The sequence below is a fragment of the Rodentibacter sp. Ppn85 genome (assembly GCF_001999335.1).
Classification (GTDB): Bacteria; Pseudomonadota; Gammaproteobacteria; order Enterobacterales; family Pasteurellaceae; genus Rodentibacter.
On the sequence record NZ_MLHS01000057.1, the window covers coordinates 16,608 to 40,871 of the forward strand.

The following is a 24,264-nucleotide window of genomic DNA, read 5'->3' on the forward strand; positions in this document are numbered from 1 at the left end:
GTTGATATTCTCATCATAAACTTTTTAAAAGAGAAAATGCAATGATTTCATCTCCTCGGTTCTTATGTCGATGTCAGCCGATTGCACGGGTCGAGATGCTGGGCGCGCAGATTATTCGGTTTGATTTCTCATTTGAGCAAAAAATTCCGGCGTTTGTTTTGTCAGATATTCAGATTTGGTTAAAAAGTAAAAATACGCAAGATAAATGGATTAAACTTGAACTTACGGAATATCAATATCTTGATTCGAGTCGTATTTCAGTGTGGATCAAGCCTGATATTCATTCTATAACAACCAAACTGTTATCTTTCGACCCCATAAGATTTACTCAAGAGCGGTTAAATTTAGAGATAAAAATCCAATTTTCCCAACAAATAAACCCTCGTACTTTACCCTGTCGAATCCTACCTGTTTATTGTTTGGGGGTGGAGGAATTCCGGCAGCATTCATTTTGTGATTTTTCTTATAGTGTTTATTTCCCTCATCAATCAAATAACAAACATCCTTTAATCGTTTGTTTACACGGTGCGGGAGAAGGAGGAAAGAATCAAAGCAATCTTTTGGCCGATAAAATGGCGATTACATTTTGGAATGAATCGACTCAAGAGTTATTTGATTATCCTTATATTCTTGCACCGCAATGCCCGAGTTTTTGGTTAAAAAACTTTGTATTAAATGACCGCACTTATTACGGAGAACGTGATTATACGGATGATTTATTAAAATTAGTCATTCAATTTATTGCACGACATCCTAACATTGATCGCCAACGGATTTATATCGTAGGCGGTTCAATGGGGGGATATCAGGGGTTACGGCTATTTTCGGCAAAACCTGATTTATTTGCGGCGGCATTAATTGCTTGTCCCGCACAAGTTCCCACTAAGATGCAATTGAACGCATTAATAAATAAGCCGATTTGGTTTTTACACTGTAATAGCGATCAAGTTGTACCCGTTGAAAATACACAAAAAATCATACGGTACTTAATTTCTCAAGGTGATTCACCTGTTCAGGTAACGTATTTTGATGAAATAGTGGTAGAGAATCGGTTTGTTAATCCGCATTGTGTTTTTCTCTATCTTTATGAAAATCAGGTAAAAATAGGCAAAACGTCTATTTTTGAATGGCTTACACAACAAAGGAGATGGGATGATGAATAAAAATGCAGTAATTTATATTTCGATGATTGCGGCATTGGGGGGATTCTTATTCGGTTTTGATACTGCGGTGATCAGCGGCACGGTTGAGTCTATCCGCAGTTTGGAATTCGGATTTGGGTTGACTTCCGGCGAGCTGGGGTTTGCTGTTGCATCGGTATTAATCGGTTCGGCAATCGGTGCTTGGTATGCCGGCGTTGCGGCGATGAAATTTGGTCGTGTAAAAGTCATGTTGATTGCATCAACGCTATTTTCTATTTCAGCAGTCGGATCCGCTCTTGCGGTAAACTTATGGGATTTTTCCTTTTGGCGATGGGTTGGAGGCTTAGGTGTCGGTATTGCTGCGGTCATTGCACCGGCATATATCGCCGAAGTTTCACCTGCTCATTTACGCGGACGTTTAGGGAGCTTACAGCAACTGGCCATTGCAATAGGTTTATTGGTTTCGTTTATTTCTAACTATTTCTTTGCCAATATTGAAAATTCGCCTAATGCCGATTTATGGGGCGGTTTATTGGCTTGGCGTTGGATGCTTTTAGTCGAAGTTTTTCCTGCCGTGCTTTATGGCGTAATGGCATTAAAATTACCGGAATCGCCACGCTATTTAGTGAGTAAAAATAAATTAGAGGAAGCCAAGAAAATATTAATTAAGTATGCAAATGAACCAGAGCCGGAACTTAAGATTAAGCAAATTCAAAACAGCCTTGGCAATTTAGAGGAGATCGTTTCGATAAAAAATGTGTTGGCGAAAAAAACACTGTTCGCACCGGTGGTATGGATGGGGATTAGTCTTGCTTTCGTTGCACAATTTACTGGCATTAATATCATTCTTTACTATGCCTCATCACTTTGGAGCGCAGTCGGATTTTCACAAGGTTTATCTTTTGCCGTACCGATTGGAACGACGACTATCGGCGTGTTAATGACGGTTGTCGGGATGCTTTATATCGATAAGATCGGCAGACGAAAACTTCTATTAATCGGTTCTATCGGTATGGGTATTTCTCTTTGGATTACCGGTTTTATCTTTATGAAGGCAAACCAAGTAGAGGGGAATCTTGTTTTATCTCCGGAACTTTCTTGGAGTGCATTGATTAGCGCTCATATTTTTTATATTTTCTTCTGTTGCACCTGGGGACCTGCGGTGTGGGTGGTGCTTGGTGAAATATTTCCAAATAAGATTCGTACAACCGGATTAGGGATCGCAACTTGCGCTAACTGGATTGGTAATGTTATTGTCACTTGGACGTTTCCGCCGATGCTCCAATTTTTAGGGCTTGCGCCTACCTATTTATTCTATGGCGTTTGCTGTATCGGTTCTTATTTTATGGTGAAACATTTTATTCCTGAAACGGGTAACAAAGCATTAGAAGAGATGTCATATTCTTTTGAAAAGCCTTAAGTAAGAAAAAGAGCGGTTAAAATTCATAGAGATTTTTAACCGCTCTTTATTTTTTGTCGCTTTATGCCGAAGCCTTATTTTTCTCGCGTTGTAAGAAATACACAAGCACGAGCAATAAGGCACAGCCTAGCGATACGATAAATAGGCTGCCAAAGAAGCCGTTCCAGTGTAAGGATTGGATAATCCATGCGAGTGGCGCTCCGGCAAGTGCGGCACCAATATAGGCGAACAGGCTGACAAAGCCGGTAGAGGAACCCGAAGCATATTTATGGGAGTTTTCGGCGGCTGCCATGGCGATTAAGAATTGCGGCCCGAAAATAAAGAATCCCATTAAGAAGAATAATCCGCTCATAACAATATAGTTATTACTCGGAATGAACCAAAGTGCCAGAGAGACAGAAATAATACCAAGCACATAAATAATGTTCATTTGAGTACGATTACCATTGAAGAATTTATCGGAGCCCCATCCTGCAAACAATGCGCCTAAAAAACCGCCAACTTCAAAGAATGAAACGGCAGCATTGGCTTTTAATAAGTCATAGCCGTGAGTTTCTGTTAAATAGAGATTTCCCCAGTCATTAATACCGGTACGGATGATATAGATAAAACACCAAGAAAATGCCAATGCCCAAATAATACTATTTTTGAACACGTAGGTTTTGAGAATTTCCCAGTTAGACAAACCTAATCCTTCATTTTCATGCTCTTTTTCGGCTATATCATTGCGCCATTCGCCGACAGTCGGTAAGCCCATTGAAGAAGGGCGATCACGCAATAAGAAACACAAAGCAAATCCGACAACACAAGCAATAATTCCGGGGACGATCATACCGTAACGCCATCCCCAATAAAGGGTGACGGCACCGGCCAAAAGAGGAATTAGCGCTCCGCCAAGGTTATGTGAAGTATTCCAAATCGCCCACCATAAACCGCGTTCGTTACGTGAGTACCAGGTGTTTAAAATTTTAGAACAAGGCGGCCACCCCCAGCCTTGAAAGAATGCATTGATCATCCAAAGTGTGATGAACATAAAGACGGATGAACTCATACCAAACAGGATATTTACTACCCCGGTCATCATCAATCCAATCCCCATAAAGTAGCGGGGATTGGAACGGTCGCTAAGTACACCGGATAAGAATTTGGATATTCCGTAGGTGAGATAAAACGCCGTTCCCATAATGCCGATATCCGCTTTTTGTAAACCTAAATCTGTCAGCATCGCCGGCATAACAAAGTTAAAACTTTTTCGTGTGAAATAGAATACGGCATAGCCTATATAGCTTGTGATCATCAAATGCAGTCGCCAATAACGGTAGGTTTTATCTATTTCCTCTTTAGATTTTGTGATTGGTAAATCCGGTGGGACACTAAAAATGCTCATAATGAACTCCTTTCATATTGTTTTTACTACTAAAGTGTTAGTGTAGTGCAAACAGGGAATAAAAAATAGAGATAGATCAAGTTTTAAAGATTTAAAAAAGAGCGGTTAAAATTCAGCGTGTTTTTTAACCGCACTTTTATTTAACTATTCTTTCTAAATTCTTTTGGAGTCATGCCAAATTCTTTCTTAAACACGGAGTAAAAGTATTGAATTGAAGGATAACCGCAAATCTCGGAGATTTCTTGAATGGAAATATCCGTTTGTTGTAATAAATTTTTTGCCCGCGAGATTTTTTCTTCGTGAATAACCTGATGAATGGTTTTATTCATCTCATTTTTGAAACGTTGTTCGAGATTTGAGCGTGAGATCGCAAGATGATCCAATACTTGTTCTACTTTAATGCCTTGGCATGCCCTGTGACGGATATAATGCATGGCTTGCATCACGAGCGGATCGCTTAACGAGCGGTAATCCGTTGAATTACGGGCGTGTACTGTGATGGGAGGGATTAAAATCGGATTATGAGATACGCTTTGACCGTTCAGCAATCGATGTAATAATTTTGCCGCTTGATAGCCTATTTCCCTGGTACCTTGTTCCACCGAAGAGAGCGATACTCGAGACAAATATTGGATCAATTCTTCATTATCAATGCCTACGATACAAAGTTCTTCCGGTACCGCTATTTTGCTATATTCGCAGGCTTGTAATAAATGTCGCGCCCGCGCATCGGTGACGGCAATGATGCCTGTATGAAGCGGTAAAGTTTTTAACCAACCGGTGAGTTTTGCTTGTTCGGTCAGCCAATTTTGTGCATTAATTTTTCCGCATTCATAGAGGTAGAGCGGATAGTGATTTTTTTCCATTAATGCTACAAATGAATTTTTTCGCTCTTTTGACCAATGTTTTTCACTGTCTATTTGTAATCCGTAAAACGCAAAGTGAGACAGCCCTTTTTGCTGAAGATGGAAAAGAGCAAGCTCGACAAGTGCCTCGTTATTTGTGGCAACGTAAGGAAAGTGCGGGTAAAAATCAGGGTGTTTATAAGATCCTCCGACTGCAATCGTGGGAATTTGGGTATGCTTGAGCAGTTTTGCGGTTTGAGGATCATCAAAATCAGCAATAATACCGTCGATAGACAAATGATTTATGCTATCGGCATGGTAAATAAATTCATCTTCTACAAAAATATCCCATAGACACTGTGAAGCTTGAACATATTGTCCGATACCTTCTACTACTTGCCGATCATACACTTTATTGGCATTAAATAAGAGTGCGATTTTGTAGTATTGTTCCGCCATTACCCCATCCTTATAATTTTATTATGAGAAATATAGCGAAAAATGAATTTTTATAAAAGTGCGGATAGAAAAATCACATTTTTTTCTTACTACTGGTATCAATCCATACGGCAAGTAATAAAATTGCGCCTTTAACGATATATTGCCAGAATGTCGGCACATCAAGCATACTCATACCGTTATCCAAAGAAGCGATAATTAACGCACCGATGACAACGCCAAATACGCTACCGATACCTCCTGCCAAACTGGCGCCGCCAATGACACAAGCTGCAATGGCATCAAGCTCGGCATTTTGTCCGGCGGAAGGTGAACCCGCCCCTAAACGCGCACTTAAAATTAACCCTGCAATAGCAACCAATACTCCGTTCATCGCAAAGATGATCAGTTTGGTTTTTTCTACGTTAATGCCGGATAATTTTGCCGCCTCAATATTGCCTCCAATGGCATAAACATGGCGACCGAAAGCGGTTTTACGCGAAAGGAACAATCCGAATATGACAAGAATTGAAAGGACTAATACGGGAAACGGAATACCGCGATAATCATTTAACAGATAAATAGCCCCTAATAGGATAACGGCAAATAAGGCGTATTTGGAAAAATCTTTTGATAATGGCGGAACGTTAAGTTGAAGTTGTTGGCGACTTTTGCGTTGGTAATGCCCCCAAAGAACAAAACCGATAACAACTATTCCGCCAAGGATAAATCCGCTAATGTCGGAAAGGTATCCTTGTCCGATGATCGTCATAGAACCGCTAATCGGTGATACGGTTGTGCCATTGGTTAGTCCGATTAAAATGCCTCGGAAAGCAAGATAACCTGCGAGGGTAACAATAAATGAGGGAACTTTACGATAGGCAACCCACCAGCCGTTCCAAACACCGAACACTAAACCTAAAGCGAGCGTTGCGATGATTGTGAGAGGTAACGGCAATCCCCACCATACATCCGCAATGGCCGCAAATCCGCCTAATAATCCCATTAAAGAACCGACGGATAAATCGATTTCGGCAGAAATAATGACAAATACCATTCCAATGGCAAGAATACCCGTTATGGAGGTTTGACGTAACAGGTTAGAAATGTTGCGTGCGCTTAAATAAGCGCCGTCCGTCGCAAAGGTGAAAAATACCATAATGACTGCAATGGCAACGAGCATAATATAAACCTGTAAATTTGCGGGTTTTAACTTAAACATAAATTACTCCTTAAGTGCGGTTTCCATGACTTGTTCTTGGGTGAGCCCGTTATTAATCAGGCTGGCTTTGAGTTTACCTTGGTGCATGACAAGGATTCGATCACTAATACCCAGTACTTCCGGTAATTCTGAGGAAATCACGATAATTGCCATCCCTTCTTTTGCTAATTGGTTGATTAATCTGTAGATTTCGTATTTTGCGCCAACATCAATACCCCTCGTCGGTTCGTCTAAAATAAGGATTTTGGGGTTTAACAATAAGCATTTTGCCAGAATGGCTTTTTGTTGGTTTCCGCCACTTAACCGCCCAATAGGAAGTTCCGGAGAAGATGTTTTTACTTTTAATTGTTTAATCGCAGAATTGATAACTTGTTCTTCTTTTGCCTCATTGATCAATGTTTTTCCAAAACAATATTCTTTTAATGAAGAAAGCGTAATGTTTTTACCTACGCCCATAATGGAGACAATACCGTGTTTTTTACGATCCTCCGGTACCATCATAATTTTATGTTCGATAGCCTGTGTGCAATTTTTGATATGTACTTGTTTTTGGTTGATAAAGATATTTCCTTCATATTTACCTTGATAAGAACCAAACAGGCATTGCACCGTTTCCGTTCGACCGGAACCTACAAGTCCGGCAATACCAAGAATTTCGCCGGCGTGAAGGTTAAAGCTTACATCGTCCACGCGTTTGATATGTGTATTGATAGGATGCCAAGCGGAAAGGTTTTCAACACGTAAAATTTCAGCTTTAATTTCGTGAGGTTCATGAGGGTAAAGGGAGGTAATTTCTCTTCCGACCATCATGGTGATAATGTCATCTTCACTCATTGTGTCGGCATTTTTTGTTCCAATGTGTTCACCGTCCCGAATGACACAAATTTTATCGGAAATCTCTTTCACTTCATTTAATTTATGGGAAATATAGATGCAGGCAATGTTATGCGCTTTTAAATCTTTAACGAGCGTTAATAGAATAGCGGTTTCTTTTTCGGTTAATGAAGCGGTAGGCTCATCAAGGATCAATAATCTTACTTGCTTATTTAATGCCTTTGCAATTTCAACTAATTGTTGCTGACCAAGCCCTAATTCCCCCACACGGGTATTCGGATCAATATCTAATTGGACTTGTTGCAGTAATGTTTTACAACGTAGATACATTTCATTATCGGCAGCGGTACATCTACGAGTGATTTCGTTACCCAAAAAAATATTTTCCAACACTGACATATTTTTGACGAGCGTAAGCTCCTGATGAATAATCGAAATACCTTTTTCTTCCGTGTCTTTGATATTTTTTGCTTTCAGTTCACTTTCTGAAAAATAGATCTTGCCACTGTAATCCCCATAGGGATAAATGCCACAAAGCACTTTCATAAGTGTTGATTTTCCCGAGCCGTTTTCACCGCACAAGGATAAGATCTCGCCGGCCTCGAGCTCAATGGAAATATCGCAAAGTGCGGTCACATCACCGAATGTTTTTGTGATATTCCTCATTTCTAACAATGCCATAGCTATACTCCCTAAAATAGAGGGGAAGAGACTTCCCCTTTAAGCTTATTGATAAACGCTCTCTTTTGTATGGAAACCGTCTTTAATGATGGTTTCATCAATATTGGTTTTATCAACGGCAACCGGATCAAGTAAATAGGCGGGGACATTTTTAAGTCCGTTATTCAGCTCTGCGTTGGATTCTACTTTTTCGTTTTTGCCCAGTTGCACTGCGATTTGAGCGGCTTTATCAGCAAGTTTCGTAATAGGTTTATAAACGGTCATGGTTTGTGAACCGCTTACAATGCGTTTAATCGCGGCTAAATCCGCATCTTGACCTGAAATAGCCACTTTACCCGATAATCCTTGTGCGCTTAATGCTTGAATCGCTCCACCGGCAGTCGCATCATTTGAAGCGACCACGGCATCAATATTATTTTTATTGGCAGTGAGTGCGTTTTCCATAATTTGTAATGCTTTTTCTGCGAGCCACGAATCTACCCATTGATCGCCAACCACTTTAATTTTCCCCGTTTTAATTAAAGGATCTAAGACTTTCATTTGTCCTTTTCTAAACAATTTTGCGTTGTTATCAACCGGTGAACCGCCCATTAAGAAATAATTACCTTCCGGTTTTACCGCAACAACGCTTTTTGCCTGTAATTCCCCGACTTTTTCATTATCAAAAGAAACATAGAAATCTAATTCGGCATTGTTAATTAAGCGATCATAAGCCAATACTTTAATTCCCTCTTTTTTCGCTTCAGAAATGACGTTGCTCAATACTTCACCGTTGTGCGGAATAATCACTAAAACATCAATATCTTTATTGATCATATTTTCAATTTGAGAGATTTGTGCCGAATCGTCACCGTTTGCGGATTGCACGAAAACTTTTGCCCCCATGGATTCTGCTTTTTTAACAAAAATGTCGCGATCTTTTTGCCATCTCTCCAAGCGAAGATCATCAATAGATAAGCCGATTTTAAGATCTTTAGAATAGGCGGAACTACTTAATACCGTTAAAACGGTTACAAGAGTGAGTAAAGCAGATTTAATTTTCATACTGATACCTCATAGTTAATTGAACGGAAGGTTGAATTATTGCTCCGATTGATAGTTTTCCCACTTTAACCGAGTCTTTCAATTATAAAATCTTTCACTATCATTACGTTTTTTCACAATTGTGATCTACGCCACAATTGTAAATTCTCGCCACAGGAAAACAAAATAACGTAATTGATGAGTAAGGTGTTTTTCATAAAAATACAAGCAACTTCATTACTCAAAGAGGGAAATCTTATGGCAAGTTATTTCAATAAAATTGAAAAAATCACCTTTGAAGGGGCAGATTCAACCAATCCTTTTGCTTTTAAACATTATGATGCGAATCAGATCATTTTAGGCAAAACTATGGCGGAACATTTACGCTTAGCCGTGTGTTATTGGCATACTTTTTGTTGGAATGGGAATGATATGTTCGGACAAGGCTCGTTTGACCGTAACTGGCAAAAGCATACCAATGCCCTTGCCGGGGCGGAACAAAAAGCAGATATTGCCTTTGAGTTTTTAAGTAAATTAGGTGTGCCTTATTATTGCTTTCACGATGTGGATGTTGCGCCGGAAGGCAATTCATCACAGGAATACTTACAAAATTTTCACCATATGACGGATATTTTAGAACGCAAACAAGCGGAAAGCGGTATAAAATTGTTATGGGGAACGGCAAATTGTTTTACCAATCCGCGTTATATGTCTGGTGCATCGACAAATCCGAATCCGGAAGTATTTGCATGGGCGGCGATGCAGGTATTCAATGCGATGAATGCCACAAAACGCTTAGGAGGGGAAAACTATGTATTGTGGGGCGGGCGTGAAGGCTATGAAACCTTGCTTAACACGGATCTTAAACGTGAGCGTGAACAACTTGGGCGTTTTATGCAAATGGTGGTGGAACATAAGTATAAAATCGGTTTCAACGGCACGTTGTTAATTGAGCCGAAACCGCAGGAACCGACAAAACATCAATATGATTATGATGTGGCAACCGTTTATGGTTTTCTAAAACAATTCGGATTGGAAAAAGAAATTAAGGTAAACATTGAAGCGAATCATGCGACCCTTGCAGGACACACTTTCCAACATGAAGTGGCAACTGCCTGCGCATTAGATATTTTCGGTTCCATTGATGCCAACCGTGGTGATCCGCAGCTCGGTTGGGATACCGATCAATTTCCGAATAGCGTAGAGGAAAATACTTTAGTGATGTATGAAATTTTGAAATATGGCGGATTTACCACGGGCGGTTTTAATTTTGATGCGAAAGTTCGTCGCCAAAGTACCGATCCTGACGATTTATTTTATGCTCATATCGGAGCGATTGATGTGTTGGCACTGTCTTTAAAACGTGCGGCAAAAATGCTCCAAGAAGAAACTTTACAAAAAATAGTCGAGGCGCGCTATGCCGGTTGGAGCGGTGAACTCGGTCAACGGATTTTGCAAGGTCAGCTCTCTTTGGAACAACTTGCCCGACTTGTGCAAGAAAAAGGCTGGGATCCAAAACCGGTATCCGGTCAGCAAGAGTATTTAGAAAATATCGTAAATCAAGTCATTTATCGTTAAACGTTAGTTCAAAAGTGCGGTCATTTTTCACCGCACTTTTTAGTTGTGGAGGCAGTATGTATATCGGCATTGATTGTGGTACGCAGGGCACGAAAGCGATAGTTGTAGATTCTGTGCGGAACAAAGTTATCGGGGTCGGCTATGCCGTACATGATTTGATTGAACAATCAAACGGACGGCGTGAACAGCATCCGAGTTGGTGGATTGAGGCATTCAAACAGGCATTAAATAATGCGTTAAAACAAGCGCAAATATTACCGCACTTGATTAAAGGTATCGGCATTTCCGGTCAGCAACACGGCTTAGTTTTGTTGGATGAGAACGATCAACCTTTATACAATGCAAAGCTTTGGTGTGATACGGAAACGGCAAGTGAAAATGTGGCACTGATTGAACATCTTGGTGGGGAAGAGGCTGTGTTTCATCAACTCGGTATTCTCTGTCAAACGGGTTATACTGCCTCTAAATTGTGTTGGTTTCGCAAGCACTATCCGGCACTTTTTGGGCAAATCCGAAAAATTATGTTACCGCACGATTACCTTAATTACTGGCTTACCGGCAATTTTTGTACGGAGTTTGGCGATGCCTCCGGTACCGGCTATTTTGATGTGGTGAAACGGCAATGGAATCCGACGGTATTTGCCCGAATTGCGCCGGAATTGGAGATGAATGAAGTATTACCACAGGTACTTTGCGCACAAGAAAAGATCGGTGTGATAAAAGCGGAGATTGCGGCTCAATTCGGCTTGAATAAAAATGTGATTGTCGCCACCGGCGGCGGTGACAATATGATGGGGGCGATTGGTACGGGCAATATTCGTGAAGGAATCGTAACAATGAGCCTTGGCACATCCGGTACATTATATGCTTACACGAAACAACCCCTGCTTAATCTCCCTCCGATGATTGCTAATTTTTGTTCAAGCAATAACGGTTGGTTGCCGCTTATTTGTGTGATGAATATGACTTCATCAAATAAACAGCTGATGAATTTGCTCAACATTAATGTAGAGGAATTTAATCATCTCGCCCAACAAGCGCCAATCGGTGCGGAGGGAATCAGCATTTTACCGTTTTTTAACGGTGAGCGAGTTCCGCCGTTACCAAATGAAAAAGCCCGTATTTTAGGTTTGGATTCAAGTAATTTCACTCAGGCAAATCTTTGCCGCGCCATGATGGAAGGGGCGACTTTTACCTTGCGTTACGGTTTGGATCTTTTCCGACAGGCAGGCTTGGCTACTTCACAAATTCGTTTGATTGGCGGTGGCGCGAAAAGCCTGCTTTGGCGGCAAATGATAGCGGATGTGATGAATACGGAAGTGGTGTGTCTGTTGGAGGATGAAGCGGCGGCACTTGGCGGGGCGATTCAAGCGATGTGGGCAAATGGTGAGGGAGAGTTGGATACATTGTGTGAAGAATTTGTACATTTAGACCGGAATTCAATATGCTCCCCTCACCAAAAAAATGTTGAATCCTACGAAATAGTTTATCAACGTTATCTTGCTTATCTTCATTCTCTCCATTAAAAAAGGTGGGTTACCCCACCTTTCGTTTTATTTATTGGAAAAATTGACCGCACTTTCATAGCCTAACTGTCGCCAAGCTTCATACACGGCAACCGCTACGGAATTGGATAAATTCATACTGCGGCTGTTGGCTGTCATCGGAATTCGGATTTTCTGTTCCGGCGGAAGACTGTCTAAAATCGACATCGGGATACCGCGGGTTTCGGGGCCGAACATTAAATAATCGCCCAACTTGAATTTCACTTGGCTATGAGCCGGCGAACCTTTGGTCGTAAGGGCAAATAAGCGTTTCGGTTTTTCGTTTTCTAAAAAAGCTTCAAAGGTTTTGTGGCGTTTGATCTCGGCGAATTCGTGATAATCCAAGCCCGAACGGCGTAATCGTTTATCATCCCAAGTGAAACCGAGGGGCTCGATTAAGTGCAAACGAAAACCGGTATTGGCACAAAGGCGAATAATATTGCCGGTGTTTTGTGGAATTTCCGGCTCGTATAAAACAATGTCTAACATAATTTTCTCAGTTTTGATATAAACGATAACTCACCATTCCGGCGGTTTTCTCTTTTAACAACGTCCAGTTTTCTGGTGTGTTGAGTTGACGCTGTTTTTCCGTTTCCACATAAATAAGGGCATTAGGGGACAGCCAGTTATTTTCAGCAAGCAGACGGATCGCCTGTTCTGCCAAGCCAAAATGGAAAGGCGGATCAAGGAAAACCACATCAAAGTGTGGTTGATTTTGCGGTTGTTTTAAAAAATCCAAGCAACTTTGATTGAACACTTGGGCTTGTTCCGTCGTGCATTTTAGCGTCTGTAGATTTTTTTTTAGTTGATCGGCAACGGTTTTGTCTTTTTCCAAAAAAGTGACTTTTTCGGCTTGGCGGGAAAGGGCTTCCATCCCTAATGAACCGCTGCCGGCAAAACCGTCTAAACATTTCGCTTGGTGAATATAAGGCATAAGCCAATTGAACAGGGTTTCTTTTACCCGGTCGCCGGTGGGGCGTAATCCCTCCGCATTTAACACAGGCAATTTCCGCCCACGCCATAAACCGGCAATGATGCGCACTTCGCCTTTTGGGGACGGTACTTGCGATTTTTTCATAAGGCATCGGATTTTTAGTGAAAATTGTGCTTAGTTTAGACGATTTTTTGTTAGAATAAACCACATTTTTATCGGACGGCAGTTAAGAGAACAATTTATGGCAGAAGAAAAGAAAAAAGGCGGATTTTGGGCATCCTTATTCGGGCGTAATAAGAAACAAGAAGAACCCCAAATTGAGCCTACTATTGAAGAAGAAAAAATCGAGGAAACGGCTGTTGAAAGCGAAATTATCGAATCGCCTGTTGAAAAGGTGAAAGAACCGTCAGGTGAAGCAGAAAGTGCGGTAAATTTTGACCCTGTTTTAACTGAAGAGGCTCAAAAAGATGAGGTGGAACAAGCTGAAATAGAAGAAAAAAATGCGGAAATTTCGACCGCACTTGAACCATCCGATCCAATTATTGTGCCTGAAAATGCGGAAAAAAATCTTCCTGTTGAAGAAATCGAAATAACCTCTGAAATTATTGAAGATATCAAAGAAGAACTTCAACCGACGGTGGAAACCGAAACCCGTGAAAAACCAAGCGAAGGCGGTTTTTTCAGTCGTTTAGTGAAAGGCTTACTCAAAACCAAGCAAAATATCGGTGCCGGTTTTCGCAGTTTTTTCTTAGGCAAAAAAATTGATGATGAATTATTTGAGGAATTGGAAGAGCAGTTGCTAATTGCGGATATTGGTGTGCCGACAACCTCTAAAATCATTAAAAACCTCACTGAACACGCAAGTCGCAAACAATTACAAGATGCGGAGTTGCTCTATCAACAGCTCAAAGTCGAAATGGCGGATATTCTTGAGCCGGTCGCACAACCATTGAAAATCGATACTTCGAAAAAACCTTATGTGATTTTAATGGTAGGAGTGAATGGAGTGGGGAAAACCACTACGATTGGCAAACTTGCGCGGAAATTCCAAGCGGAAGGTAAATCCGTGATGTTAGCTGCCGGCGATACTTTCCGTGCGGCAGCGGTAGAGCAATTGCAAGTGTGGGGCGAGCGAAATAATATTCCGGTTGTCGCACAGAGTACGGGATCGGATTCCGCCTCGGTTATTTTTGATGCGATGCAATCTGCTGCAGCACGCCACATTGATATCTTAATTGCTGATACGGCAGGGCGTTTGCAAAATAAAAATAATTTGATGGACGAGCTGAAAAAAATCGTTAGGGTGATGAAAAAATATGATGAAACCGCACCCCATGAAATTATGCTCACGCTTGATGCGGGGACAGGGCAAAATGCCATCAGCCAAGCAAAATTATTTAATGAAGCTGTCGGTTTAACCGGTATTTCTCTCACAAAACTGGACGGTACGGCAAAAGGCGGGGTGATTTTCGCCATTGCCGATCAGTTCCGGTTACCGATTCGTTATATCGGTATGGGTGAAAAAATTGAAGATTTACGCGAATTTAATGCCAAAGAATTTATTGACGCATTATTTATCCACGAAGAAGAATAGGGACGGATCGTGATTAAATTTTCTAATGTATCCAAAGCCTATCATGGTGCGACCCAACCGGCGTTACAAGGGCTAAATTTTCATTTGCCTATAGGTAGCATGACCTATCTGGTGGGGCATTCCGGCGCAGGGAAAAGTACCTTGCTTAAGTTGATTATGGGGATGGAAAAAGCCAATGCGGGACAAATTTGGTTTAATGGCCACAATATTACCCGTCTGTCAAAATATGAAATTCCTTTTTTGCGTCGTCAAATCGGCATGGTTCACCAAGATTATCGTTTATTGACGGACCGCAGTGTTGTAGAAAATGTGGCGCTCCCGCTTATTATTGCCAGAATGCACCCGAAAGACGCCCATTCTCGTGCTATGGCATCCCTTGATCGCGTAGGGCTTCGTAATAAGGCTCACTATTTGCCCCCGCAAATTTCCGGTGGAGAACAACAACGGGTTGATATTGCCCGTGCTATTGTGCATAAACCGCAACTTTTATTGGCGGATGAACCGACGGGAAATCTTGATGATGGGTTGTCGTTAGGCATTTTTAATCTTTTTGAAGAATTTAATCGTTTAGGAATGACCGTATTAATCGCTACCCATAATATTAATTTAATCCAACAAAAACCAAAACCTTGCTTAGTGCTTGAACAAGGCTATTTACGTTATTAAGGAAAAACCATGAGCCGATCAACTGATGCTTCTTTTTTTGTGCAAACGGCTTACACCTTACGTGCTGTGTCGGCTGATTTGTGGCAACGCAAATTCGGTACGTTGCTCACTATTTTGGTTATTGCCGTTTCGCTCACCATTCCTACTGTCAGCTATTTAATGTGGAAAAATTTACATTTAGTCACTACGCAATTTTATCCGGAAAGCGAACTTACCATTTATTTGCACAAAAATTTAAGTGAAGAAGATGCCAATCTGGTGGTGGAAAAAATTCGCCAACAAGAAGGTGTTGATTCCATGAATTATGTTTCTCGTCAAGAGAGTCTGAAAGAATTTAAAAGTTGGTCGGGCTTTGGCGAAGAGTTGGAAATTCTTGATGATAATCCGCTACCGGCGGTGGTGATGGTAAAACCGTCAAAAGCTTTTGAAACTTCGGAAAAACGCGAAACATTACGTGCGAATCTTGATAAAATCAAAGGAGTACAAGAAGTCCGTTTAGATAATGATTGGATGGAAAAATTAACCGCACTTTCGTGGTTAGTTGCACATGTGGCGATTTTCTGTACCGTATTGATGACTATTGCGGTATTTTTAGTAATTGGCAACAGTATTCGGTCTGACGTATATAGTAGCCGAGCCAGCATTGACGTAATGAAATTGCTGGGGGCTACGGATAATTTTATCCTTCGTCCTTACCTCTACACCGGAATGATTTATGCTGTGCTCGGCGGTTTTGTTGCCGCTATTTTTAGTAGTTTTATCATCGGTTATTTCACCTCGGCGGTGAAGTATGTTACGGATATTTTCGCCGTGCAGTTTGCCCTAAACGGTTTAGCTGTCGGAGAATTGATTTTTCTCTTAGCGAGTTGTTTAATCATGGGTTATGTCGGTGCTTGGAGTGCGGCGAAACGGCATATTGCATTGATTGATAATCGCATTTAAGAGGTGAATTTTGAAAAGTGCGGTTATTTTTGAGGGAAGATACGATTTAATTCGCTCTTCTATAGTAAAGGTATAAAATAACCTTTACATACTACAAAAGGCCTCTCAGTCTTAGGGTCTGAAGAAGAGAGGCAATGCTTGCTAGAATAGCAAGAATAATAATTTTTCTGATGAGTACTTTATCCACTTTCTTTTCAATTTGATAATATATCGCTCTTGCTTTAGCGAGATTTTGTGATTCTTCATTATTACTTGGTCTACTAAGCCATTTTTCAATACGTTCTAGGGTCCTATCTTCGTTATATCTTATTGGAAATAGAGTAAAACTTAGCATATTGTGGAAACAATTTTTACGATTATCATTAGAATACATAGAGTAAAAATCATCATTATCACTCAGTAAAAATTCTTCAATAAAATCCATTAGTTCTCCTTTTCCTATTCCAAAATCTCCGATTTGCCTAACTATAATGGATTCTTTCTTTTCGGCAGGAAGACCTAATAGAATTACTCTAGGCTTTTCATTATATATCATTGGTAATAGATAATTCCCAAAATCAGAAATATCTTCTTTAGAGGTGGTTATTGTTGAGAAAAATAGAGCATTGTTAAAAGAATACATCTGATTAACAGTGTTGGCACTATAACCATATTTTTTGCGTTGAAAAATAATTTTTGGAATTTTATAAATATAAAATCTTCCCCAAGATTGTAAGTAAGCGATTTTTTTATGTTTGTCAATTCTAACTGGGCGTTGATTAGGAATTAAACTAAAAAATAAGTGAAGAAAAAACGGAGTTAAAAATAATGTGTATCCCCATTGACGTAAATTTATAATAATATTAGCATGCTCTTTTTCAAACTCTTCAAATGTTGGTGTTTTTATTTCTGCTAATTGATTATAGAGTCGAAAATAAGTAAATTCAGCACATATATATTCTTGAAAATTATTACATTCTTTTTTTAGGTATTCTTTTAATTTAGTGCTTGTATAATAAGCTTTCTCGATTTCTTCAGACGTAAGTGGGGCTGAGACGTTATGGTGATAATCTGGCTGAAATAACTTTATTTCATTTTCTTTTCTTGTTTTTCCTTTTATATCTTCGGTAACATAGATAACATATTCTTGATATTTTCTTTCTGTTAATTCTTTAGGGTGAAAGAAAGAGTCCCAGACGTCTTGATTAGAAATGTTATCCCTACTTTGATACTCAACAAAAGCTATTATCATAAATACAACATAAAGCATAAATATGAAAAAACGGATCATGGGTGAAATAGGGCGTTTTACTTCAATCACATCTGGGGATATAAATTTAACGTGTTTAGCAATATATTTTTTTGAGTAGTCTGCCATAATTTTTTATTGATTATTTTTAAGGAGAGAACTTATTTTATAAGATTTTCCATCAAATAACTAGAACTGGAAAATGGAATGATATGAATTTAGCTAGGTTGATTTATATGGACGGCTGTTATATAGCTACCATCTACTATAAAGAAAATATGCGTTGTAGAAGATAGATACTGTTAGAAACTTTGATTGATGAAAAACGTATAACGTATTTAGTATCTTGGATGAAAAATAGAAAAGAATATTTGGAGTGTTTCAGTGTGATAGGGATAACTTCATTATGGAAAGCCCCAGGATTATAAACTATGTGAAAAATAACCGCACTTTCGTATATTTTTTAATAAATACCTTGCAATCCGTTTTGGTTTTATGTACCATTTATAGGTTCTCAATGTGAGAGCCGTTTAATGTAATCATTTATTAAACGTGCGCAACGATATGTTGTGTCAAACAATGTTTCCGATTTGGAGACTATATAACAGGTAACTTGCACCTCCTTTTCTATTTTGAAGTTAGAATTGTGATTGGTGTTAGTTTTTTATTAGCTAAATTTTATTGGAGCTCTGGTCTAATGCAGAACCAAAGAATCCGTATCCGCTTAAAAGCATTCGATCATCGTTTGATCGATCAATCTACTGCGGAGATCGTAGAAACAGCTAAACGTACCGGTGCACAAGTTCGTGGTCCGATTCCTTTACCAACCCGTAAAGAGCGTTTCACCGTGTTGATTTCTCCACACGTAAGTAAAGATGCGCGTGACCAATATGAAATTCGTACTCACAAACGTTTAGTAGATATCGTAGAGCCAACAGAAAAAACTGTTGATGCATTAATGCGTTTAGATTTGGCTGCCGGCGTTGACGTGCAGATCAGCCTAGGTTAATTAAGAGGTTATTACAATGATTGGTTTAGTCGGTCGTAAAGTTGGTATGACCCGTATCTTCAATGAAGACGGTGTGTCAGTACCGGTTACCGTTATCGAAATCGAAGCCAACCGCGTAACTCAAGTTAAAACTCTTGAAAACGATGGCTATACTGCAATTCAAGTTACCACAGGTTCTAAAAAAGCGAATCGTGTAACTAAGCCGGAAGCAGGTCATTTCGTGAAAGCAGGTGTTGAAGCTGGTCGCGGTTTATGGGAATTTCGTACTGAAGGTGAAGAATTCACTTTAGGTCAAGAAATCAATGTTGACATCTTTGCTGATGTTAAAAAAGTTGATGTTACCGGTACTTCTAAAGGTAAAGGTTTCCAAGGTGGTGTTAAACGTTGGAATTTCCGTACTCAAGATGCTACCCACGGTAACTCTTTATCACATCGTGTACTTGGTTCTATTGGTCAAAACCAAACTCCGGGTCGAGTGTTTAAAGGTAAAAAAATGGCAGGACATTTAGGTGCTGAGCGCGTAACCGTTCAATCACTTGAAGTTGTTCGTGTAGATGCTGAGCGTAAATTACTATTAGTAAAAGGTTCTGTACCTGGTGCAATCAATAGTAATGTTATCGTTAAGCCGGCAGTTAAAGCATAAGTCTAGGAGATAGAGATGGAATTACAAGTTGTAGGTGCAAATGCACTCACTGTTTCTGAAACTACCTTCGGACGTGAGTTTAACGAAGCATTGATCCACCAAGTTGTTGTTGCTTACGCAGCAGGTGCGCGTCAAGGTACTCGTGCACAAAAAACTCGTGCTGAAGTGTCTGGTTCAGGTAAAAAACCTTGGCGTCAAAAAGGTACCGGTCGCGCTCGCTCCGGTGATATTAAGTCACCAATTTGGCGTTCCGGTGGTACAACCTTTGCGGCAAAACCACAAGATCACAGCCAAAAAGTGAACAAAAAAATGTACCGAGGTGCAATTAAAAGCATTCTCTCCGAATTAGTTCGTCAAGACCGTTTAATGGTTGTTGAGAAATTTGAGATTGAAGCACCGAAAACTAAAGTTTTAGTACAAAAATTAAAAGATTTAGCAGTTGAAGATGCGTTAATTATCACAGCAAGTTTAGATGAAAATCTGTTCTTAGCCGCCCGTAACTTATATAAAGTTGACGTACGTGATGTGCAAGGTATCGATCCGGTAAGCTTAATCGCTTTTGATAAAGTGATTGTTACTGTTGATGCTGTGAAACAAATTGAGGAGATCTTAGCATGAGTCAAGAACGTTTGCTGAGTGTGCTTCGTGCACCGCACATCTCTGAAAAAGCAACTAACAATGCTGAAAAATCTAACACTGTTGTACTTAAAGTTGCTTTAGATGCGAACAAAGCTGAAATTGCTGCAGCTGTTGCTCAATTATTTGAAGTAAAAGTAGATTCAGTTCGTACTGTGGTTGTTAAAGGTAAAACCAAACGCCGTGGTACCAAAATGGGTCGTCGCAGCGACTGGAAAAAAGCTTATGTAACTTTAGCCGAAGGCCAAAATTTGGACTTCGTAGACAGTGCAGAGTAATCGGAGGAGAATAAAGAATGGCTATCGTTAAATGTAAGCCGACCTCCGCTGGTCGTCGTCACGTTGTAAAAATCGTGAACCCTGAATTACACAAGGGTAAACCTTACGCACCACTACTAGATGCTAAATCTAAAACCGGTGGTCGTAACAACTATGGTCGTATTACAACTCGTCACATTGGTGGCGGTCATAAACAACACTACCGTTTAATCGATTTCAAACGTAACAAGTTAGATATCCCAGCGGTTGTTGAGCGTTTAGAATATGATCCGAACCGCTCTGCTAACATCGCTTTAGTGCTTTATAAAGACGGTGAACGTCGTTATATCTTAGCACCTAAAGGATTGTCAGTAGGCGATCAAATTCAAGCTGGTATTAACTCACCAATTAAAGTGGGTAATGCATTACCAATGCGTAATATTCCGGTCGGTTCAACAGTGCATAACGTTGAATTAAAACCGGGTAAAGGCGGTCAAATTGCCCGTTCCGCAGGTGCGTATGTACAGATCATTGCACGTGAAGGAAACTATGTGACTTTACGTTTACGTTCAGGTGAAATGCGTAAAGTATTAGCTGAGTGTATGGCAACTATCGGTGAAGTCGGTAACTCAGAGCATATGCTTCGCGTATTGGGTAAAGCCGGTGCTAGCCGCTGGAGAGGTATTCGTCCTACAGTTCGTGGTACTGCAATGAACCCAGTTGACCACCCGCACGGTGGTGGTGAAGGCCGTAACTTTGGTAAACACCCTGTTACTCCATGGGGCGTTCAAACCAAAGGTAAGAAAACTCGTCACAACAAACGTACCGATAAATATATCGTACGTCGTCGTGGCAAATAATAGATTAAATTAAAGAGGATTAGCCATGCCACGTTCTCTCAAGAAAGGTCCTTTCCTTGACCTACACTTGTTGAAGAAGGTAGAGAAGGCGGTGGAAAGCGGGGATAAAAAACCAATCAAAACTTGGTCCCGTCGTTCAATGATCATTCCATCAATGATTGGATTGACCATCGCAGTCCATAATGGTCGTCAGCACGTTCCGGTTTATGTTTCCGATGAAATGATCGGCCATAAATTAGGTGAATTTGCACCGACTCGTACATACCGCGGTCACGCGGCAGATAAGAAAGCTAAGAAATAAGAGGTAAAGAGATGGAAACTATTGCAAAACATCGTTACGCTCGCACTTCTGCCCAAAAAGCTCGCTTAGTTGCCGATTTAATTCGTGGTAAAAAAGTTGCGCAAGCATTAGAAATTTTAACTTTCACCAACAAAAAAGCAGCGTCTTTAGTGAAGAAAGTTTTAGAATCAGCTATTGCAAACGCAGAGCACAATGACGGTGCAGATATTGATGATCTTAAAGTTGCTAAAATCTTCGTAGATGAAGGTCCTAGCATGAAACGTGTTATGCCACGTGCTAAAGGTCGTGCAGATCGTATTTTAAAACGTACTAGCCACATCACTGTGGTTGTGTCGGATCGTTAATCAGTAGGAGAATAGCAATGGGTCAAAAAGTACATCCACATGGTATTCGCCTAGGTATTGTTAAACCTTGGAGTTCTACTTGGTTCGCGAATACACAAGACTTCGCTGACAATCTTGAAGGCGATTTCAAAGTACGCAAATTCTTAAATAAAGAATTGGCAAATGCTTCGGTTTCACGTATTACAATTGAGCGTCCGGCTAAAAGTATTCGTGTAACTATTCACACAGCTCGTCCTGGTATCGTAATCGGTAAAAAAGGCGAAGATGTTGAAAAATTACGTAACGCAGTATCTAAAATTGCTGGCGTTCCGGCTCAAATTAACATCGCTGAAGTGAAAAAACCTGAATTAGATGCGAAATTAGTTGCAGAAAGCATCGCTTCTCAATTAGAACGTCGTGTTATGTTCCGTCGTGCAATGAAACGTGCGGTACAAAGCGCAATGCGTTTGGGTGCGAAAGGTATCAAAGTTGAGGTTAGCGGTCGTTTAGGTGGTGCAGAAATTGCACGTTCAGAATGGTATCGTGAAGGTCGCGTACCTCTCCATACTCTTCGTGCAGACATCGATTATAACACTGCAGAAGCGCACACAACTTACGGCGTAATCGGCGTAAAAGTGTGGATCTTCAAAGGTGAGATTCTTGGTGGAATGGCTGCCGTTGCGCAATCAGAACAACAACCTGCCGACAAGCCTAAAAGAGCGCCGCGCGGTAAAGGTCGTAAGTAAGGAGAAACGCTAAATGTTGCAACCAAAACGTACAAAATTCCGTAAAGTTCACAAAGGCCGCAACCGTGGTATCGCAAATGGTACTGAAGTGAGCTTCGGTACTTACGGTTTAAAAGCTGTTGGTCGTTGTCGTTTAACCGCTCGTCAAATTGAAGCGGCACGTCGTGCGATGTCGCGTGCGGTAAAACGTCAAGGTAAAATCTGGATTCGCGTATTCCCGGATAAACCAATTACTGAAAAACCATTAGAAGTCCGTATGGGTAAAGGTAAAGGTAACGTTGAATACTGGGTAGCCTTAATCCAACCGGGTAAAGTGCTTTATGAAATGGATGGTGTGTCTGAAGAAGTGGCAAGAAATGCGTTTGCATTAGCAGCAGCAAAATTGCCGGTTAAGACTACCTTCGTAACTAAGACGGTGATGTAATGAAAGCTCAAGATTTACGTACAAAAAGTGTTGAAGAGCTGAATGCTGAATTGTTAAATCTTCTAGGTGAACAATTCAAATTGCGTATGCAAACAGCCACCGGTCAGCTTCAACAAACCCATCAGGCTAAACAAGTGCGTCGTGATATTGCACGTGTAAAAACTGTATTAACCGAAAAGGCGGGTGAGTAATGACTGATAAAATTCGTAGCGTACAAGGTAAAGTTGTTAGCGACAAAATGGAAAAATCTTTCGTTGTTGCAATTGAACGTAAGGTAAAACACCCGTTATACGGTAAGTTTATCCGTCGTACAACAAAATTACACGTACACGATGAAAACAATGAAGCCAAAGTTGGTGATACCGTAGAGATTCGCGAGTGCCGCCCTCTATCAAAAACCAAGTCTTGGACATTAGTTCGTGTTGTTGAAAAAGCGGTTATCGCTTAATTCACAATCATAGAGAATAAAAGCCAGTGGTATAATACCATTGGCTTTTTTAATTATTACACCCCATCCCTTTATTTCATTTGTTTCCCTTCCATTTTTATTTTTCTTTTTAAAAAGTGCGGTCATTCTTTTGTTTGTTTTTGTAATTTGCCTGAATTTTATCAATGCTAATGTTGAGCTCTAGTATTTTGTAAGGTTATGTAAAGATAGGCAAAGATAAGCAAAGTTGCTTGTTATGAATTCCTGTTCTACTTAAAGTCGGCAAAATTCCCATCCTATTGTTTAGGATGGGAAGACTTTCTATTTGTTTAGACTACTTAAAATGAATAATAAACAACAAGGACAACTTAAATGAATAAGATATTTAGAGTAATTTGGAATCATGCTACCCAATCTTGGGTGGCCGTGTCCGAATTAACTAAAGCAAAAGGCAAAACTAAGTCGAAAACAGAAAAGAAAATTTCAGTTTTTGCCGTCTCGCTTATCACTGCGGTAGATGATTAATGCCGATATGCCGGAAAAAGCGATTGAATGGTATTCCATTCGGGCTAATTTGGGCGGATGGTCTGAAGAAGTCTATTATTCCCTCTTACAAATAGGGTTGATAAAAATAGAACTAAATGCTCCGCTAGATGAAATTCAGCAACTTTTATTGGCGGCTTATGAATACCGTCCTCAACGAGCAGAAAGTCTTTATTTCCTTGCTCGTCATTTACGCCTTAATGATAAGATTAAATTAGCTTATATCTATGCCGGTGCGGCGGTTAATATTCTATTAAGCAAAGATATTTTATTTGTCGATTATTCGGTTTACTCTTGGAAAGCAAAAGATGAATTAGCTGTTGCCGCCTATTGGGTAGAAAATTATCAGCTTTGTTATGATTTATGCCTAGAATTACTTGACAACCCTTCTATTCCCGAAATAGATAAGCAACGTTTTAGAGAAAACCTTAAGTTTGCAGAAAATAAATTAAAGGATTAAGTATTGATGGGAAATAAATATGAATAAAAAATTGGTTGGTTTAAGTATGATCCGTAATGAAAGCGATATTATTGAGGCTTTTATTAGGCATAATCTCACTTTATTAGATGAACTTCATATTATTGATCATGGTAGTACGGATAATACTAGAGAAATT

At 40.1% G+C, this 24,264-nt stretch carries 29 protein-coding genes; 21 read left to right on the forward strand and 8 right to left on the reverse strand.

The features are described 5' to 3' along the window. Positions 1-41 precede the first annotated feature (41 nt). A complete protein-coding gene (locus tag BKL51_RS09715) occupies positions 42-1,163 on the forward strand; it encodes a prolyl oligopeptidase family serine peptidase (protein ID WP_077466487.1) in 1,122 nt (373 codons plus the stop codon). Next, the gene (locus BKL51_RS09720) at positions 1,153-2,562 is read left to right on the forward strand and encodes a sugar porter family MFS transporter (RefSeq protein ID WP_233127119.1); all 1,410 of its coding nucleotides are present in this window, start codon (positions 1,153-1,155) and stop codon (positions 2,560-2,562) included. The genes BKL51_RS09715 and BKL51_RS09720 overlap by 11 nt, the downstream gene beginning before the upstream one ends. A 61-nt stretch (positions 2,563-2,623) precedes the next feature. On the opposite strand, the gene uhpC is transcribed toward BKL51_RS09720, so the two are convergent. From uhpC to xylF, 5 genes are all read right to left on the reverse strand, one after another. After that, complete coding sequence (gene uhpC / locus BKL51_RS09725; RefSeq protein ID WP_077466488.1) at positions 2,624-3,949, reverse strand: MFS transporter family glucose-6-phosphate receptor UhpC; 1,326 nt, start codon at positions 3,947-3,949, stop codon at positions 2,624-2,626. A gap of 140 nt (positions 3,950-4,089) precedes the next feature. Continuing rightward, positions 4,090-5,253 (reverse strand): XylR family transcriptional regulator, encoded by a 1,164-nt coding sequence (locus BKL51_RS09730; protein ID WP_077466489.1) that lies wholly within the window; start codon positions 5,251-5,253, stop codon positions 4,090-4,092. A gap of 73 nt (positions 5,254-5,326) precedes the next feature. Beyond that, positions 5,327-6,454, reverse strand: coding sequence for a sugar ABC transporter permease (locus tag BKL51_RS09735; protein ID WP_077466490.1), 1,128 nt, complete (start codon positions 6,452-6,454; stop codon positions 5,327-5,329). 3 nt (positions 6,455-6,457) lie between these two features. Then, positions 6,458-7,969 carry a D-xylose ABC transporter ATP-binding protein gene (gene xylG / locus BKL51_RS09740; RefSeq protein WP_077466491.1) on the reverse strand — a complete coding sequence of 504 codons (1,512 nt, stop codon included), beginning with the start codon at positions 7,967-7,969 and terminating at the stop codon, positions 6,458-6,460. Between the two features lie 45 nt (positions 7,970-8,014). Beyond that, entirely contained in the window at positions 8,015-9,013 is a 999-nt protein-coding gene (xylF, locus tag BKL51_RS09745; protein WP_077466492.1) for a D-xylose ABC transporter substrate-binding protein, read from the reverse strand. Positions 9,014-9,250: 237 nt separating this feature from the next. Here xylF and xylA point away from each other — a divergent pair, with 237 nt between their 5' ends. Further along, positions 9,251-10,570 carry a xylose isomerase gene (gene xylA / locus BKL51_RS09750; RefSeq protein WP_077466493.1) on the forward strand — a complete coding sequence of 440 codons (1,320 nt, stop codon included), beginning with the start codon at positions 9,251-9,253 and terminating at the stop codon, positions 10,568-10,570. 56 nt (positions 10,571-10,626) lie between these two features. Further along, entirely contained in the window at positions 10,627-12,096 is a 1,470-nt protein-coding gene (xylB, locus tag BKL51_RS09755) for a xylulokinase (protein WP_077466494.1), read from the forward strand. A 27-nt stretch (positions 12,097-12,123) separates the two neighbouring features. Here xylB and trmL read toward each other — a convergent pair whose 3' ends face one another. After that, on the reverse strand, positions 12,124-12,603 hold the full coding sequence (gene trmL, locus BKL51_RS09760) for a tRNA (uridine(34)/cytosine(34)/5-carboxymethylaminomethyluridine(34)-2'-O)-methyltransferase TrmL (protein ID WP_077466495.1): 480 nt from the start codon (positions 12,601-12,603) through the stop codon (positions 12,124-12,126). A 7-nt stretch (positions 12,604-12,610) separates the two neighbouring features. Beyond that, positions 12,611-13,192 (reverse strand): 16S rRNA (guanine(966)-N(2))-methyltransferase RsmD, encoded by a 582-nt coding sequence (gene rsmD / locus BKL51_RS09765; protein ID WP_077466496.1) that lies wholly within the window; start codon positions 13,190-13,192, stop codon positions 12,611-12,613. 97 nt (positions 13,193-13,289) lie between these two features. Here rsmD and ftsY point away from each other — a divergent pair, with 97 nt between their 5' ends. Genes ftsY through ftsX form a run of 3 tightly spaced genes read left to right on the forward strand, consistent with a single transcriptional unit; the run spans position 13,290 to position 16,250 of the window. Continuing rightward, positions 13,290-14,642: a signal recognition particle-docking protein FtsY gene (gene ftsY, locus BKL51_RS09770; RefSeq protein ID WP_077466497.1), complete on the forward strand. Its 1,353-nt coding sequence runs from the start codon at positions 13,290-13,292 to the stop codon at positions 14,640-14,642. A 9-nt stretch (positions 14,643-14,651) separates the two neighbouring features. Then, positions 14,652-15,308, forward strand: coding sequence for a cell division ATP-binding protein FtsE (gene ftsE, locus BKL51_RS09775; protein ID WP_077466498.1), 657 nt, complete (start codon positions 14,652-14,654; stop codon positions 15,306-15,308). Positions 15,309-15,317: 9 nt separating this feature from the next. Then, the gene (gene ftsX, locus BKL51_RS09780; protein WP_077466499.1) at positions 15,318-16,250 is read left to right on the forward strand and encodes a permease-like cell division protein FtsX; all 933 of its coding nucleotides are present in this window, start codon (positions 15,318-15,320) and stop codon (positions 16,248-16,250) included. Between the two features lie 91 nt (positions 16,251-16,341). Here ftsX and BKL51_RS09785 read toward each other — a convergent pair whose 3' ends face one another. After that, positions 16,342-17,607 (reverse strand): hypothetical protein, encoded by a 1,266-nt coding sequence (locus tag BKL51_RS09785; protein WP_077466500.1) that lies wholly within the window; start codon positions 17,605-17,607, stop codon positions 16,342-16,344. A 568-nt stretch (positions 17,608-18,175) separates the two neighbouring features. Between BKL51_RS09785 and rpsJ the strand changes: the two genes are divergently transcribed. From rpsJ to BKL51_RS09855, 14 genes are all read left to right on the forward strand, one after another. Continuing rightward, positions 18,176-18,487, forward strand: coding sequence for a 30S ribosomal protein S10 (gene rpsJ / locus BKL51_RS09790; protein ID WP_077466501.1), 312 nt, complete (start codon positions 18,176-18,178; stop codon positions 18,485-18,487). Positions 18,488-18,503: 16 nt separating this feature from the next. Then, positions 18,504-19,130 carry a 50S ribosomal protein L3 gene (gene rplC, locus BKL51_RS09795; RefSeq protein ID WP_077466502.1) on the forward strand — a complete coding sequence of 209 codons (627 nt, stop codon included), beginning with the start codon at positions 18,504-18,506 and terminating at the stop codon, positions 19,128-19,130. A gap of 15 nt (positions 19,131-19,145) precedes the next feature. Beyond that, positions 19,146-19,748: a 50S ribosomal protein L4 gene (gene rplD, locus BKL51_RS09800; protein ID WP_077466503.1), complete on the forward strand. Its 603-nt coding sequence runs from the start codon at positions 19,146-19,148 to the stop codon at positions 19,746-19,748. Beyond that, a complete protein-coding gene (rplW, locus tag BKL51_RS09805; RefSeq protein WP_018356228.1) occupies positions 19,745-20,044 on the forward strand; it encodes a 50S ribosomal protein L23 in 300 nt (99 codons plus the stop codon). Before rplD ends, rplW begins: the two co-directional genes overlap by 4 nt. Positions 20,045-20,061: 17 nt before the next feature. Then, a complete protein-coding gene (rplB, locus tag BKL51_RS09810; protein WP_077466504.1) occupies positions 20,062-20,883 on the forward strand; it encodes a 50S ribosomal protein L2 in 822 nt (273 codons plus the stop codon). Between the two features lie 25 nt (positions 20,884-20,908). Further along, complete coding sequence (gene rpsS / locus BKL51_RS09815; RefSeq protein ID WP_005539416.1) at positions 20,909-21,184, forward strand: 30S ribosomal protein S19; 276 nt, start codon at positions 20,909-20,911, stop codon at positions 21,182-21,184. An 11-nt stretch (positions 21,185-21,195) separates the two neighbouring features. After that, a complete protein-coding gene (gene rplV / locus BKL51_RS09820) occupies positions 21,196-21,528 on the forward strand; it encodes a 50S ribosomal protein L22 (RefSeq protein WP_018356230.1) in 333 nt (110 codons plus the stop codon). Positions 21,529-21,545: 17 nt separating this feature from the next. Next, positions 21,546-22,253 carry a 30S ribosomal protein S3 gene (rpsC, locus tag BKL51_RS09825; RefSeq protein WP_077436058.1) on the forward strand — a complete coding sequence of 236 codons (708 nt, stop codon included), beginning with the start codon at positions 21,546-21,548 and terminating at the stop codon, positions 22,251-22,253. A gap of 13 nt (positions 22,254-22,266) precedes the next feature. Then, positions 22,267-22,677, forward strand: coding sequence for a 50S ribosomal protein L16 (gene rplP / locus BKL51_RS09830; protein WP_018356232.1), 411 nt, complete (start codon positions 22,267-22,269; stop codon positions 22,675-22,677). Beyond that, complete coding sequence (rpmC, locus tag BKL51_RS09835) at positions 22,677-22,868, forward strand: 50S ribosomal protein L29 (protein WP_018356233.1); 192 nt, start codon at positions 22,677-22,679, stop codon at positions 22,866-22,868. Before rplP ends, rpmC begins: the two co-directional genes overlap by 1 nt. Next, the gene (gene rpsQ / locus BKL51_RS09840) at positions 22,868-23,125 is read left to right on the forward strand and encodes a 30S ribosomal protein S17 (RefSeq protein WP_005625886.1); all 258 of its coding nucleotides are present in this window, start codon (positions 22,868-22,870) and stop codon (positions 23,123-23,125) included. Before rpmC ends, rpsQ begins: the two co-directional genes overlap by 1 nt. Before the next feature lie 351 nt (positions 23,126-23,476). Next, complete coding sequence (locus BKL51_RS09845) at positions 23,477-23,629, forward strand: ESPR domain-containing protein (protein WP_077466505.1); 153 nt, start codon at positions 23,477-23,479, stop codon at positions 23,627-23,629. Continuing rightward, positions 23,622-24,107 carry a hypothetical protein gene (locus BKL51_RS09850; protein ID WP_233127120.1) on the forward strand — a complete coding sequence of 162 codons (486 nt, stop codon included), beginning with the start codon at positions 23,622-23,624 and terminating at the stop codon, positions 24,105-24,107. The genes BKL51_RS09845 and BKL51_RS09850 overlap by 8 nt, the downstream gene beginning before the upstream one ends. A 46-nt stretch (positions 24,108-24,153) precedes the next feature. Continuing rightward, a partial coding sequence (locus BKL51_RS09855) for a glycosyltransferase family 2 protein (protein ID WP_233127121.1) occupies positions 24,154-24,264 on the forward strand: 111 nt, incomplete at its 3' end.

What these genes read in the sequence shown, in the direction of transcription:
- rpmC (WP_018356233.1), top strand. Translation starts at nt 22,677, where the DNA reads ATGAAAGCTCAAGATTTACGTACAAAAAGTGTTGAAGAGCTGAATGCT.
- BKL51_RS09845 (WP_077466505.1), top strand. Translation starts at nt 23,477, where the DNA reads ATGAATAAGATATTTAGAGTAATTTGGAATCATGCTACCCAATCTTGG.
- rpsQ (WP_005625886.1), top strand. Translation starts at nt 22,868, where the DNA reads ATGACTGATAAAATTCGTAGCGTACAAGGTAAAGTTGTTAGCGACAAA.
- xylG (WP_077466491.1), bottom strand. Translation starts at nt 7,969, where the DNA reads ATGGCATTGTTAGAAATGAGGAATATCACAAAAACATTCGGTGATGTG.
- rsmD (WP_077466496.1), bottom strand. Translation starts at nt 13,192, where the DNA reads ATGAAAAAATCGCAAGTACCGTCCCCAAAAGGCGAAGTGCGCATCATT.
- rplP (WP_018356232.1), top strand. Translation starts at nt 22,267, where the DNA reads ATGTTGCAACCAAAACGTACAAAATTCCGTAAAGTTCACAAAGGCCGC.
- rpsC (WP_077436058.1), top strand. Translation starts at nt 21,546, where the DNA reads ATGGGTCAAAAAGTACATCCACATGGTATTCGCCTAGGTATTGTTAAA.
- trmL (WP_077466495.1), bottom strand. Translation starts at nt 12,603, where the DNA reads ATGTTAGACATTGTTTTATACGAGCCGGAAATTCCACAAAACACCGGC.
- xylF (WP_077466492.1), bottom strand. Translation starts at nt 9,013, where the DNA reads ATGAAAATTAAATCTGCTTTACTCACTCTTGTAACCGTTTTAACGGTA.
- BKL51_RS09720 (WP_233127119.1), top strand. Translation starts at nt 1,153, where the DNA reads ATGATGAATAAAAATGCAGTAATTTATATTTCGATGATTGCGGCATTG.
- BKL51_RS09735 (WP_077466490.1), bottom strand. Translation starts at nt 6,454, where the DNA reads ATGTTTAAGTTAAAACCCGCAAATTTACAGGTTTATATTATGCTCGTT.
- BKL51_RS09850 (WP_233127120.1), top strand. Translation starts at nt 23,622, where the DNA reads ATGATTAATGCCGATATGCCGGAAAAAGCGATTGAATGGTATTCCATT.
- BKL51_RS09785 (WP_077466500.1), bottom strand. Translation starts at nt 17,607, where the DNA reads ATGGCAGACTACTCAAAAAAATATATTGCTAAACACGTTAAATTTATA.
- rplB (WP_077466504.1), top strand. Translation starts at nt 20,062, where the DNA reads ATGGCTATCGTTAAATGTAAGCCGACCTCCGCTGGTCGTCGTCACGTT.
- ftsY (WP_077466497.1), top strand. Translation starts at nt 13,290, where the DNA reads ATGGCAGAAGAAAAGAAAAAAGGCGGATTTTGGGCATCCTTATTCGGG.
- rpsJ (WP_077466501.1), top strand. Translation starts at nt 18,176, where the DNA reads ATGCAGAACCAAAGAATCCGTATCCGCTTAAAAGCATTCGATCATCGT.
- BKL51_RS09715 (WP_077466487.1), top strand. Translation starts at nt 42, where the DNA reads ATGATTTCATCTCCTCGGTTCTTATGTCGATGTCAGCCGATTGCACGG.
- rplW (WP_018356228.1), top strand. Translation starts at nt 19,745, where the DNA reads ATGAGTCAAGAACGTTTGCTGAGTGTGCTTCGTGCACCGCACATCTCT.
- rplD (WP_077466503.1), top strand. Translation starts at nt 19,146, where the DNA reads ATGGAATTACAAGTTGTAGGTGCAAATGCACTCACTGTTTCTGAAACT.
- xylB (WP_077466494.1), top strand. Translation starts at nt 10,627, where the DNA reads ATGTATATCGGCATTGATTGTGGTACGCAGGGCACGAAAGCGATAGTT.
- xylA (WP_077466493.1), top strand. Translation starts at nt 9,251, where the DNA reads ATGGCAAGTTATTTCAATAAAATTGAAAAAATCACCTTTGAAGGGGCA.
- ftsX (WP_077466499.1), top strand. Translation starts at nt 15,318, where the DNA reads ATGAGCCGATCAACTGATGCTTCTTTTTTTGTGCAAACGGCTTACACC.
- rpsS (WP_005539416.1), top strand. Translation starts at nt 20,909, where the DNA reads ATGCCACGTTCTCTCAAGAAAGGTCCTTTCCTTGACCTACACTTGTTG.
- BKL51_RS09730 (WP_077466489.1), bottom strand. Translation starts at nt 5,253, where the DNA reads ATGGCGGAACAATACTACAAAATCGCACTCTTATTTAATGCCAATAAA.
- uhpC (WP_077466488.1), bottom strand. Translation starts at nt 3,949, where the DNA reads ATGAGCATTTTTAGTGTCCCACCGGATTTACCAATCACAAAATCTAAA.
- rplC (WP_077466502.1), top strand. Translation starts at nt 18,504, where the DNA reads ATGATTGGTTTAGTCGGTCGTAAAGTTGGTATGACCCGTATCTTCAAT.
- rplV (WP_018356230.1), top strand. Translation starts at nt 21,196, where the DNA reads ATGGAAACTATTGCAAAACATCGTTACGCTCGCACTTCTGCCCAAAAA.